The organism is Paenibacillus sp. sgz302148 (assembly GCF_056120465.1).
In genome coordinates, this window is the sequence record NZ_JBVYOJ010000013.1 from 149,788 (window position 1) to 162,591 (window position 12,804).

Genomic DNA, 12,804 nt, shown 5'->3' on the forward strand with positions numbered 1-12,804 from the left:
TTTCGATCAGCTGGATTGTTCGTCTCAAAAAAACAGTCGCAGAGTACCGGCGGTCATGCCGATGCCCTGCGACTTTTCGGTGCGTCTTATTTATTTGCCTTCGTCGTCAGCCGAGGGACCGTAGAGGCCCGGCACCGGAATATCGAGAAGCCGCAAATAAACTCCGAGCTGCGCCCGGTGGTGAACCATGTGGCTTAATCCAAAGGAGCGAAGCGCGATCGCCCGCGGTTGGCGCAGGATGATATGGTCGCCGTTCCGCAAGGTCCATTCCTCGCCGAGCGTTTTCTCGTCGCATTCGGCTAGCAGCTTTTCAAGCTTGACGATGTTCGCGTCGAATTCTTCCAACACGTCTTCGCGTCTTTCCAAAGCTTCGCGCCGAAGCGGCACGGTCGAAAGGTCAAATTCCGGGTAAAGAAAAATCGCGATTTGCCAGTTCAGCAGGTTGATCAGGTGCGTAGCCAGCCCGCCGAGCGTCATCGACTTCACGTGCGGCTTCCACGTCATATGCTCATTGGGCAAGCGCTCCAGGATGCGGCGCGTCGTAGCCAGCTCATGCATGGCATCTCCGACAATCAATTGTTTCGCCATAGTTTTCCCCTCCTCCCTTATATGTCCAGCATACTATAATCCCGGTCCAGTGGAAAGGCTTGCCTTGGATAAAGCCTCCGGGGATGAATGAAGGGGAAAATCGTTTTCATTGTTTCTTTCGTACGGGAAAAATAATATCCGTAATGGATTCCTCTGACTCAGGACCATGATTTCGTTCATCGTAGATTTCGATATTATAGAGTCCGGAAAGTTCATATCCGCTTTGTCTTAACCACGTGGAATATAAGTAAGCATGTACAGCACCTGCATTTTCAAACGGACCTTTGAATGTAAACAACACATATGTATTTGCCGGAATCTCTCTAAACACCATTCCTTCCGGAATCTCCTCATTTGAGGAAACTTCGACTCCAATAAAGAATTCGAACGGGTCGGTTTCAGGGTTATAATCCTCAGGGTCTGTTGACAGCCCAAATACTTCTCTTTCGTTTCTACAATTCTTAATCTCCGATCTTCTCTGTACAAAGGTTTCCGCTAACTTTAGAGTCGTCCTGTTCTGTTGCACATCATATAGGGTAACATTCGTGGATAATCCAATGAATCTCATCGACGGCTTCTCTATAATTATCGCTTCCATAGTCAACCTCCTGTTTGTTTAAAACAAACATAGCAATAACTTCAAGAATATTATGTCGCAATTTTTCTTTATAGTAAACTGTTTTCCTCATGAAATTCGCATTGTGCAGTTTCTTGATCTGTGATAAAATGTGGACTTATTAAAGATATTTAATAAGTTGTGGTGGTGAATAACATAAAGCAGCCTTTTGTTAATCCGAAAATGATGGGCGATCTGATTCGTCAACATATTCGTGCAACGCTCTACCGCGATATGGAATCGACCAAGGCTGAGCTGGCGCAGAGCACGGGCATCAGCTTCCCTACAATCAGTAAAGCGCTTGATGAAATGAATGATTCCGGCGAGGTGCTGCTAACGGGGCTCGGCGTATCGAGCGGAGGCAGACGGCCGAAAACCTATAAGTTGAATCCCGACTACATGTCGGGGTTAGCCGTATATCTGGAGAAAGATTTCTCCTCCTACTCGATACTTAACTACGTGGGGGAAGTCATCGGACGGGAGACGCTTCCCGGTGTGCTGCAAGTCGGTCCGGAGCTCCTGACCGAACAAATCGGGGCTTTCTTGGCACGTTACCCCTCTGTTCGTGTTCTAACGCTGGGTGTCCCCGGTGCGGTGAATGACGGTCGCGCGTTCCACATTCCCGATTACGAACGGTTTAAGGATTTCAACTTCAAAGCTTTTTACGAGGAGCGGTTTTCCCTAAGGGTCCAAGTCGAAAATGACATGAATACTACGGTTATCGGTTATTACGACCGCATCGGCAACGACGATTCGCTCTCTCTTGTGTACCTGTATTTGGGCAAAAACGGACCGGGTGCCGGAATTATTATCAACGGGCACGTTGTGAGAGGCAGAACCTTTTTTTCAGGCGAGGTTTCCTATGTGCCGCTGTCCGGTACGCAGAACTTCGTTCAAATGCTTGATGATGCTTTATCCATACAGGACAGCAATGAGAGCCGTCTGAAGCTTATGGAAGCCATAAGCCGCCTCGTCGCCGCTTTCACGGCCACGATTAATCCGCATACCGTCATTTTCTGCAGCTCGGAACTCACCGACGTTGAACTTGTGCGGATCCGTAATCGAAGCGCTTCGTTTGTTCCGGAAGAGAATTTGCCGGACCTTGTCGTTAGCGACTGGGAGCAGGATTATCTTCATGGACTTCATCAGTTGACAGTAAGGAGTATGCTGACAGCGGATTGAAGCCTAACACCTTAGGAGGAAATTTATGAACCATTCATTAAGCGGTCGTCAAATTCATTTGTGGCGAATCGCTATTTATTTCATTTTTGCATTGCCCGGGTTCACGATAGCATCATGGGTATCGCGAACGCCAACGATTCGGGATGCTCTTGGGGCTACAACGGCACAGATGGGATGGATTATTTTCGGATTGGCCGCAGGCTCCATCATCGGTCTGTTGAGCGCTAGTCACCTGATTGCGAATAAGGGCGGGCGCTTTGTCATGGTAGCTGGGCTGGCGGTCAGTTCGGTTGGACTTGTCGTTGTAGGTATGGGCGGCTCATGGCTGATTAACGGCATCACGGTATTTTTGGGATTGGCCGTCTTCGGCTTCGGGAACGGAATATGCGATGTGGCAATGAATGTGGAGGGAACGGCCGTTGAAAGAGCTGCTCAAAAGTCGCTCCTAACCGGTTTCCATGCCGCGTTCAGCGTAGGTACGCTGCTTGGCGCAATGGCCGGATCGGCTGCGATTAAGGCCGACATATCGGTCGCTGTTCACATGGCGTTGGCCGTTGCGGTTACCTTGCTGTCTATTCTATATTTATACCGTCTCGTACCCGCAGGCACCGGGAAGGAAACCGGCGGTGATTCGATGGATCCGCCAATGAGTGCCAGGGGACGCATGGCCGTATGGAAAGAGCGGCGTACGGTTCTGATCGGTATCATTGTGCTTGGAATGGCTTTTGCGGAAGGCTCCGCCAATGATTGGCTGCCGCTTGTTATGGTGGACGGCTACAAGGTTACGCCGGCCATAGGTTCATTCGCTTTTGGCCTATTTGTGGCCGCGATGACGATTGGCCGCGCGGCAGGCGGCCTGCTGCTCGACCGGTTCGGCAGAGTTGTCGTTCTGCGGGCATCCGCGCTTTTTGCGATTACAGGACTGCTTATCGTTATACTGGGGCAAAGTTACGCGGTTGCAACAGTCGGGATTATGTTGTGGGGACTTGGCGCGGCGTTCGGCTTTCCGGTGGGGCTGTCCGCCGCTGGAGACGATCCGCGCGGAGTAGCCGCAAGGGTAGGCGCCGTATCGACGGCCGGTTACCTTGCATTCCTTGTCGGGCCGCCTTTTTTGGGGATTATCGGCGAATCGGTCGGCCTGCTTCGCGCCCTGATCGTCGTGCTTATCGCCGTCACCGTCGCCGGCTTGCTGTCACAAGCCGCGAAACCCATTGGACAGCACAATAAATGAAGCGGAATTCATCTGCCCGTTCTTGAACAAAAAGTGGAGCAATTGCCGCGGCAGGCTGCTCCACTTTCGTTTAGTATAAATCTTCCGTTGGCAGGATTCCTAAGCTTTTCGCTTTTTTGATGACCTCGACCCGCGAGCCTACATGCAGCTTCTGGAACAGCTCCGTTAAGCTGTATTCGAGCGATCGCTGGCTGATCATCAGCGTCGTCGAAATTTCCTTGTTGCTTTTTCCTTTCGCAAGCTCCCGAAGCAGCTTTTCTTCTTCCGGGGTAATCGTGGTTTTGTCGCTTTCCGTATCGCCGAGCACGACGATTTCCTGACGCCTTAGCTGCCTGAGCAGCCTCATCGGGACAATCGCCTCTTTCCTGGCCGCGCAGCGGATCGCTTGAATGAGCTGCTCGCGGGTGGACGTTTTGGCGATGAAGCCGGACACGCCCGACTCCATCAGCAAATTGAAATGAGGGGCGATATCGAAGCCCGAATAAATGAGAATGACCGCATCGGGAACATATTCGAGTATTTTTCGGGTCAAATCAGCGCCGTTAATATTCGGCATATATAAATCGAACAGCATGACGTCGAATTTCTTCAGCCGCACCAAATCGGACACGCAGTATACATCCGTTTCAATCGTAACGCTCATATCCGGCTCGGATTCGATCAACATTTTCGTCCCCTCGACGACGGATCGATGATCGTCAACCAATAAGATTTCCATAACGCTCACCTCCTTTAAGCTGCGTCGTTGTCGGAATCCGTATCTTCACATGAAACCCTTGCTTCGGAGCGGACGTTAGTCTCACTTCGCCCTCCAAGCTAAGAACCCTTTTTTCGATGCCCGCAATGCCCATATGCTGAAACGAGCCTTCAAAAGCGGATAAATCCATCCCGATCCCGTCGTCCGAATACGAAAAGTACAGATGGTCCTCCGTAACGGCCAGAGTCATCGTTACCTTACTTGCTCTCGAGTGTTTGTTCGCATTGTTAAGCAATTCCTGCACGATCCGGTATACGCCGAGAATTTGGTCCTCCTGCAGTGAGCAATCCTGGCACTCGGGCAAAAATTCGATCTCGTAATTGGCGAACATGCGCGTATACGAAAACAAGCTTTTGAGCGATTCGACGAGCCCCATTTTCATCAGAAAAGGCGGACGAAGCTCGTTGCACGTAATGCGAATCTGATGAATCGTATCCAGAAGCCCCTCTTCGATTTGCTTCAATTGCTGCTGCGTGTCTTGGGCGAATGCCGCGGTGGAACGGAGCGATTCCAGCTTGCGATACCAAATGATCAAATTTTGCAGCACCGAGTCGTGCAAATCGCCGGACAGCGAAGCCCGCTCCTTCTCCGACAATTTAAACAACAGTCTTAACATCCACCTCGGCGTTTCGTTTTTGGCCACCATATCCTCGAGACGCTTCATCAAATCTTCGAGCAAGTGAAGATTATCATACAGGATGGTCACGTAATGGACGGCCGTCTCCAGCCATTCCTCCTCGATCCTCAGCATGGTATGGTTCCCCGCGATCCGCAAATAAACGGGCTGCTGCTTCTCTCCGATTTTGACCCAAATGTCGTTCGTGTTCGCCAGCTCATGTTCCTGCCCACGCGGCACCTCTTCAATGGAAACGCCGGTGACCTGCAGGACCGTTCTTACCTCTTCGATAAGCCGGTTCTCGAGCTCCGATACTTTCATGACATTGGCAAGGTCGCTGGAGAAGCGATTCAAGCTTTCCTGAAGGCTTCTATATCTCTCTTCACTTTGGATCAGCTCTCGCTCTTCTCTTTTCCGTTCCGTAATATCTTTGACAATGCCGTGAATGCCGTGAAGCTCTCCGCCAAGAAGGATCGGAACAAACGTAATGCTGACGATCGTCTCCCCGGGTCCGGATTTCGTAATGCGGCATTCGATATCTCTGGATTCATTGTTCTGTATGACGGAAAATAAAGCCCCATATATCGCCGGATGATCTTCATCCAAGATTAAGCCGAGAAAGCAGCGGCCTTTCATCGTATCGATCGGAATGCCGGTGATCCGCTCGAAGGACCGGTTGGCATTTACAAAATAAAATCCGTTTAATTCAATGGAGAATACGCCGTCCAAGTTATTTTCGAACAACGATTTATACCTTTGTTCGCTTTCTTCAAGCGCCAGCTCGGATCGCTTCTTCTCGGTAATATCCAGAGTAATCATGTCGATTCGTTCAATCGCACCGGAATGGTCAAGATACGGGTGGATGATCATATTCCCCCACCTTGTTTCCCCCTCGGGAAGAACCCAGCGAAATTCTTGGCGAACCGGGGTCCCTTTATCGAGCTTTTCCTTCACTTCGGTCATGAGGACAACGTTATCGTCCGGATGAATGGCATCATGCGTACGCATCGGATTGTTCATAGCCTCAAGCCGCGGAATGCCCGTTATTCTCTCGAAGTTTTCCGAACAATACGAATACCGGGTAAAGTTTTGGTCCGTTGATATCACAACAGCGTTAACATTATCCAAAATATTTTCAAGCAACCGCTCGCTTTGTTTTCTTTCCGTAACGTCCCTGACCACGGCGACCACATATTTCACCCGATCCTCAGCGTCCAGCACAGGCCTTACCCGAGTCTCGATGTAAACGGTATGGCCTTGCTTGTGCAGAATCCGGTATTCCACATTCACCGACAGCTTCGATCGTACCGACTCCGCATGCAACAAACGAACGCGTTCCCTGTCGTCCGGGTGAATGCCTTCAAATGCGTCTATGCCTTCGTATTCGTCGACACGATAACCAACAATGGACATAAAGGACGGGGAAACATACCGTACGATCGCATCGTTATCCACCACGACAATCACATCCGAAATATTTTCGGCAATAATTCTATAAATCTCGTCCGATTGCACGGAATCCTGGTCTATCGCAGGATGCTTGGACTCGCGGAATTTCACGACGTGCGAAACGATTGCTCCGTCGTCTTCAACGGGGACAAGCTCGAATGCACTGTCGATTGCGTCATCGTCCAAATGTTCGATATTGCCGCCGAACCGGCTGCGGAAAGCGTCGTTACCCCATAAGATCCGACGATCCGGTCGGATGATGCACATCGGCTCGGGCATATGTTTCAGCGTCAGCTGCGCGCTTCGAATGACATCTTGAGATGGATCCACCTTATTCCTTCCCCCTTATAGATCACAACAATCGACCACACGACTATTATAAAGGAATCATCGCTCATTTAGCGCGCAAAAAAAAGCGGATGTCCGCAATTTTTGCGCTTGGCCCAAATATAAAGACCCGCGGCAACATACTGCGGGCCTTATCTCTCTATCTATTTGATCGTCAGTTCGAGCATTGTATTCTTCTTGCCGTTTAAGTACTTATCGAGGAACGACAGAATGACGTTGTTGGTGACCTGATAAAAATCGTTTGGTTTAACGGCCCCTGGAAGCGAGACGAAGCCCGTGCGATTGCCGTAATATGGCTTGAGCAAAGGATGATCCGGAAAGCTCAGGTGGTCCACCATTGTTGTTCCGCTTATTGTCATGTCATAAGTTTCGTCTCCTTGAATCGCCTGTTCGTACCTTGTTGCAAACTCATTAAATAATTTCTCGACCGCCTTCGGATCCACGCCCGGTTGTTGCGGCAGTGGGATTTGGCCGTGCAATTGTTGATCATGGGTTACCACCTTGATGAATGCAAACGGTTTGGACATCTTGGCCGATGGATCCGTCATGCCGTATAACGATCCGTCAAGGTTGATCGCCGCTTTGACCCTTGGATCAATCTGCAAAGCCCGCGCTGCGGTCGCCCCGCCCACGGAATGTCCAACGGCCGTGATTTTGCTTAGATCCAGCTTGTTTTTAAAGCCCAATTTATCGTCAGCTTTGTTTAAGACATCCAGTTGATCCATCACAAATTGCAAATCCTTAACCCATATATTATTCACGACATCGTCCGAATTTTTAATATCCAAAGCACCCTGAAGGTCATTGTTCTTCGTGTCGAACGGAATGAACTTGCCGTTTTTAAATTCGACCCCTAAGCTGAAGTGAGTATGCTCGATGCTGAATACGATAAACCCGTGGCTGGCCAGCTCCCGGGTGATCGATTGATATTCCCATCTGGCGTCGCCCATACCATGGGAAAACAAAACGATCGGATACTTGCCCTGTTTTTTCGATAACAATGCCTCTTTATACGTTTGGGTATCGACTTTGTTGATTTCCGCGAATTGCTCCCCCATACCGAGGCTGGCCGCAAAGCTCTTGATCCCTTTGACCGGCGAAGGAACGTACGTCTCCTTCTCTTTGCCTGCGCCGCTGTCAATCGGGTACCACGCTTGAACCATAATCTCCCGGTAATCGTTCGGGTCCTCGGTCAACAAATCTTTTCTCGATTTATCGGTCCAATCGAAGTTAACGGTTCCTACTTGATAAGGACCCGCCATTTTCGGCAAAACCGGTACGGAAACAACGGGCTTCGTTTGGGCGCTTTTTGGCGCGCTGTTTTCACTATTCGCTTGAGCGTGAACCGAAAGTCCATTGGAAAATAATGAGACTGCTGCGATCATGCCGATAACTGCTTTTTTCATATGATTTCCTCCACCACTATGATTTGAAATTGAATTTCTTTGTTTCTTGGTGCTTATAATCCGTCAATCGTCAACCTGAGTAGGCCCGCATATGTATCCATGGATCACCTCCCTCATCTTTACCGCCGCAAATCGACGCAATCGAAGAATGAATTAGGAGGCGACATCCCTTCGGGTGAACACCAGCCAGGAAGCTGCCATAAAAATGATATAATGGACGATCAACACGGCGATCGAAAACGACAGGGTCATTCCGGCGATTTTCGGCGTTCCGTTCAAATACACGGTCAAATCGGTATTTTCGAACAAAAAGTATTTCGCCCAAGAAAACGACGTCAAAAAATTCGCCACGGCCGAACCGACAAACATGATGCCGATCGAAAATCCGATAGCCAGCGAGCTGCTGCGAAAAACAGTGGAAATCATAAACGCCATCGTGACGATGATGATCAACTGAACGCATTCGTAGCCGTATGTACGAAGCACGTGGTGAATCATATTGACTTCATGAACGGCGCCGCCCTGCGCATACAGATACGGTGTCCCCACGTCGCCGAAGCCGACAAGCATGCCGGATAGGATGAAAGCGGAAGCGAATATCACTAAAAATTGAAACAGCGAAAAGGTAAGCGTGCTAAAATACTTCGAAAGCAGCACCTTGGAACGCGATACCGGACGGATGAGCAACAGCTTGATCGTCCCGGAGCTGAATTCGCCGGCAACGCTGTCCGCCGCTACGATCACCGTAAACATCGTGACGAATACGATTAAATTGGATGCCGTCAGCACATTGCCCCATAACGTATTCTCCGTTGGCGGGATATCGTGTTCGAGCCGATACTGATTCATCAGCAAGTCCGCTTGAAGCTCCGCTTTCCGATCGTCCGGCGTATCCTTCTTCGCCATCTGGCTCTGAGCGTCCTCGATCTGCTGCCGGACATTCGCTTTCCAGTCGCCGCCCACGCCACCATGCATGGAGGCAATATGATTTTGCACGAAAATTAAAGTAACCGCCGTAATGAGGATCAAGCCGGCAACCAACATCCATGTACGCAGCCGCCGATAAATTTTCATATTTTCATTCAAAAGCAAATTAAGCAATCTGCTCGCCTCCCGTCACTTGCAGGAACTTCTCTTCGAGCGTGAGCGTCATCTTCTTGATGCCGTAAACCTTGACTCCGCCTCTAACGAGCAGCTCGTTCACGGGGGCGATTTTCTCGCGCTCCAGAGCAAGCGCAAGACCCTCTTCCGTATCTTCTATTGCGCTAGCGAAATGAATTGACGCGAGCAGCTGGCGGGCCAAGTCCTTGCGATCTACATCGAATACGACTTGCGTGTCCGCTTCGCCGCCGACGAATTCGCGAATCGGCTGGACATCGACCAGCTTGCCTTGTTGAATAATGGCGACACGGTCGCACATGAGCTCCATCTCCGAAAGCAAATGGCTGGAGACGATGACGGCGATGCCTTCTTCCCTGGTCAGTCTCCGTAAGTAATCTCTTAGCTCGCGTATCCCCGCCGGATCCAGCCCGTTGGTCGGCTCATCCAAGATGAGCAGGGACGGCCGGTGCAGCAGCGCTTGAGCGACTCCAAGACGTTGTCTCATCCCCAGCGAATACGTCCGCACTTTATCGTGAATCCGGTTTTCGAGCCCTACAAGCGCGGTAACCTCCCGGATTCGCTCCTTTGTAACGCCCGGAACCATCCTCGCGAAATGGAGCAAGTTCCGATAGCCGGACAAATATTTGTACATTTCCGGATTTTCGACGATTGCGCCCACCTTTGCGATCGCTTGCTCATATTTTTTTGCAATGCTGTGGCCTTCGATCAGGATGTCTCCCTCGCTCATCCGCATCAAGCCGACCATCATGCGGATCGTGGTCGTTTTCCCCGCTCCGTTCGGCCCCAAAAAACCGAACACTTCCCCCGAATTGACATTCAAGCTCAGCCTGTCAATTAACTTCTTGCCGCCCATGATTTTGGATACATTATTCAATTGCAGGATTGGTTTCAAGCCGTCATTCTCCTCTCCAATCGAGTTCTCGTTGGCAATGCCGCATGGATCTATCATACCGAAGGGAAGAGTTTCGAAACCCGCAATGTTTTGCTATACTCCCGCATTGTTTTGCTGCATTCCCGCAAATATTTGCGGGATGCGCGCAGCTTTCTTAAAATATTTTTTTAATCTGTCGATTTTGTCATTTCTCATTCGTTGTCTCCATAGAGGCTGAATTTCGAACAGTCCAAACTAATGGAGAGAGGATGTTGTAAGATGGCAAAACACACAACTTATATTATGTCGGAGGACGCAAAAACTCAGGCCGAGTTCTACACGCATGCGCTCGGAGGAGAGATCCTATCGGTAATGACGCATGGGCAGCTTCCTGGAGCAAAGGAAGAACTCAAGGACAAAGTTGTTAATTTGAGTCTGATGGCCGGAGGAATTAACTTCTTAATGTCCGATTCCGTATTTGAGCCGATCATTCGGGGGAACGCCATAAATCTCTGTCTCGAGTATGCAACGGAAGCCGAAGCCCGCGAAGCCTTCGATAAGCTAGCTGAAGGCGGCAAGGTGAAGTGCCCTTTGGAGCCGGCATTCTGGGGCGCCTTGTTCGGACACATCGAAGACAAATACGGCGTCATGTGGATGATCACCACCGCGGGACCGACTGCCTAATAATAAGAGCGAGAGAACAAAAGCCCACCCGAAAATATATCTCGGGAGGGCTTTTTTCAGCGAATAAAAATAGTGGAATTATCTTCATGCAGCTTGTCCACATGATCGATGATTTCGTAAATATTATCACTTTCGAACTGGAAGCGATCATTTAAAGTAACAATCCACTTATCATCCATGTAAGATACTAAGATCACTCCGTTGACGGCTTTAATGGCAACGTTTCGCATCTTTACATCTTTCAAGCTCATAATCTCATCATACAAAGGATGAGGTTCGCCATCTCTGAACAGTTCCATAAAAAACCTCCGTTTTAGAGTTAACGTTCCCCAAACGTAACAGATTCATTCTCTTGCGCACTTATAGACCACAGCGGTTGCAACGCCCCTGCCTCCGGTAATAATAGAAAATCGTAGCTACTCCCAGCGCTATCCCCCAGATCGGAAACAACAGGAGCGGGGTTGAAGCTCCCCAGTTTTGCAAATTCTGAATTGAGAACCCGAGGACGACATCAATGCCGGTAATGGTCAACATGATAGAGACCAGCCCAGCAGGAACGACGGCCAGAGCAGGAGGGACGCGCTTTCCGGCCCAAAACGGAATCCAACGAGGGAAATCTTCACCCCACGACTTAATAAGTCCACGTGTCAGGATGGTGCCGCCGATCGATACCAAGGCAAGGCCCGCTCCTGCCCATACCGCGCCTGTATCCTGAAGACTTTGAAATAATTCCTTTGTAATCCCCAGAGGGATTCCGAGCAGCCAAGCGATACGGGTGATATCGTAATAAGCGGGGGCAAGGATGGCAACGTAGGTAATCCATCTTCCCCAACGAGCCGCGGAGTCGGAAACCATCCAATGGCTCGAATCGCTTTTGCGACCACAATAGCGGCAAGCGTCTCTGGATAGGCGTTGGAAGGACAAAGCCGTGGCTGCCCACAGCAAACCGCCGGCAATGCAAATAAATTGGTTTACCACTGGCCATGTGAATTGATCGAAATAATGGATCGGCAACGTCCAGAAAAGCGACCCAATCAAAAAAATGGGAGCGTATGCCACTACAATAAGCGCCCGGGCATCAGGAATGGCTAAGCAGAAAATCGTCGCAGCGCTCCAAGCATATAAGAGGAGCATCGTACGGATAAAACCGCGCGCTTTGAAATTGCACTTGAAAAGTACGATCACGCCAAGAAAGCAGAACATAGAAATAACGGGTCCAGCTTCCGCGGCTGTGACATGTTTAAAAAACGAATTTTGCGTCTTTGGGTCGTTCACCAATCCTAATGGAAAGCCAAAGCCTCCAAGCGACCAATACAACCCCAGCGCACCATAGACCAGCGTCCAAACGATGGCTGCGTACCGGACCCATTCCGGCCAACGCCTCCACCAGCCAAGCGATGAAGGCTTCCGTTCCATCGTCTCCCGGGTACGCTTTCTCGTTCTAATGCCGTAAGACAAAGCGGCCAAACAGATCGTAATTCCCCATGTGAAGAATCCCCCGTAAACCGGGAGCAGTACCCAGGGAGAAAATGTCGGGGTGTTGGAAAAACTTATATCGCCGACGATAAGCTTATAAAATGTTACGAGGCTAATGTAAACGAATGACAAGCCGCCTCCCCCCGCTGGGACGAGCAAAAGCCAGCGCGGGATTTTCTGTCCCCAATCTTGAACCAAAGCAAGCGCAAGCAGAGAAGCGATTAAAGCCAATAGGGCGGTAATATCGATTCCGTGAGCGTATAGAAAACTGATGGTTGGACCAGAGTCGCTTTTCATAGCGGCATGAAGCTCCTCGATGCCTTTCCCCGAAGCCAGAACGGTGAAGCCCATCGCCCAAAGGCTTTTTAAAATCGCATAGGGTACTAGTGCGACAGACGCTGCATATCCCCATCTTGTAGACAACCACCATGCATGTTTCTTCATCATTGCAAGTCTCC

Annotated in this window: 12 protein-coding genes; 3 read left to right on the top strand and 9 right to left on the bottom strand. The window is 50.0% G+C overall.

The genetic code is table 11. The features are described 5' to 3' along the window. Nucleotides 1-90 precede the first annotated feature (90 nt). On the bottom strand, nucleotides 91-588 hold the full coding sequence (locus AC0LWM_RS20150; RefSeq protein WP_474676787.1) for a DinB family protein: 498 nt from the start codon (nucleotides 586-588) through the stop codon (nucleotides 91-93). 106 nt (nucleotides 589-694) lie between these two features. Next, nucleotides 695-1,186: a GyrI-like domain-containing protein gene (locus AC0LWM_RS20155; RefSeq protein WP_474676788.1), complete on the bottom strand. Its 492-nt coding sequence runs from the start codon at nucleotides 1,184-1,186 to the stop codon at nucleotides 695-697. Between the two features lie 165 nt (nucleotides 1,187-1,351). Here AC0LWM_RS20155 and AC0LWM_RS20160 point away from each other — a divergent pair, with 165 nt between their 5' ends. After that, nucleotides 1,352-2,386 (top strand): ROK family protein, encoded by a 1,035-nt coding sequence (locus tag AC0LWM_RS20160; protein ID WP_474676789.1) that lies wholly within the window; start codon nucleotides 1,352-1,354, stop codon nucleotides 2,384-2,386. 25 nt (nucleotides 2,387-2,411) lie between these two features. Then, a complete protein-coding gene (locus tag AC0LWM_RS20165) occupies nucleotides 2,412-3,617 on the top strand; it encodes an MFS transporter (RefSeq protein WP_474676790.1) in 1,206 nt (401 codons plus the stop codon). Between the two features lie 70 nt (nucleotides 3,618-3,687). Here the strand turns inward: AC0LWM_RS20165 and AC0LWM_RS20170 are convergent, their stop codons facing one another. From AC0LWM_RS20170 to AC0LWM_RS20190, 5 genes are all read right to left on the bottom strand, one after another. Beyond that, a complete protein-coding gene (locus AC0LWM_RS20170) occupies nucleotides 3,688-4,335 on the bottom strand; it encodes a response regulator (RefSeq protein WP_474676791.1) in 648 nt (215 codons plus the stop codon). Continuing rightward, on the bottom strand, nucleotides 4,316-6,769 hold the full coding sequence (locus tag AC0LWM_RS20175) for a sensor histidine kinase (RefSeq protein ID WP_474676792.1): 2,454 nt from the start codon (nucleotides 6,767-6,769) through the stop codon (nucleotides 4,316-4,318). Before AC0LWM_RS20175 ends, AC0LWM_RS20170 begins: the two co-directional genes overlap by 20 nt. Nucleotides 6,770-6,930: 161 nt before the next feature. Continuing rightward, a complete protein-coding gene (locus AC0LWM_RS20180) occupies nucleotides 6,931-8,193 on the bottom strand; it encodes an alpha/beta hydrolase family protein (RefSeq protein ID WP_474676793.1) in 1,263 nt (420 codons plus the stop codon). Between the two features lie 153 nt (nucleotides 8,194-8,346). Next, nucleotides 8,347-9,294, bottom strand: coding sequence for an ABC transporter permease (locus AC0LWM_RS20185; protein ID WP_474676794.1), 948 nt, complete (start codon nucleotides 9,292-9,294; stop codon nucleotides 8,347-8,349). Then, the gene (locus tag AC0LWM_RS20190; RefSeq protein ID WP_474676832.1) at nucleotides 9,287-10,168 is read right to left on the bottom strand and encodes an ABC transporter ATP-binding protein; all 882 of its coding nucleotides are present in this window, start codon (nucleotides 10,166-10,168) and stop codon (nucleotides 9,287-9,289) included. Before AC0LWM_RS20190 ends, AC0LWM_RS20185 begins: the two co-directional genes overlap by 8 nt. 297 nt (nucleotides 10,169-10,465) lie before the next feature. On the opposite strand from AC0LWM_RS20190, the gene AC0LWM_RS20195 reads away from it, so the two are divergent. Then, nucleotides 10,466-10,870, top strand: coding sequence for a VOC family protein (locus tag AC0LWM_RS20195; protein WP_474676795.1), 405 nt, complete (start codon nucleotides 10,466-10,468; stop codon nucleotides 10,868-10,870). A gap of 56 nt (nucleotides 10,871-10,926) precedes the next feature. On the opposite strand, the gene AC0LWM_RS20200 is transcribed toward AC0LWM_RS20195, so the two are convergent. Next, nucleotides 10,927-11,169: a hypothetical protein gene (locus tag AC0LWM_RS20200; protein ID WP_474676796.1), complete on the bottom strand. Its 243-nt coding sequence runs from the start codon at nucleotides 11,167-11,169 to the stop codon at nucleotides 10,927-10,929. Nucleotides 11,170-11,230: 61 nt separating this feature from the next. Then, a complete protein-coding gene (locus AC0LWM_RS20205) occupies nucleotides 11,231-12,793 on the bottom strand; it encodes a hypothetical protein (RefSeq protein WP_474676797.1) in 1,563 nt (520 codons plus the stop codon). Nucleotides 12,794-12,804 lie beyond the last annotated feature (11 nt).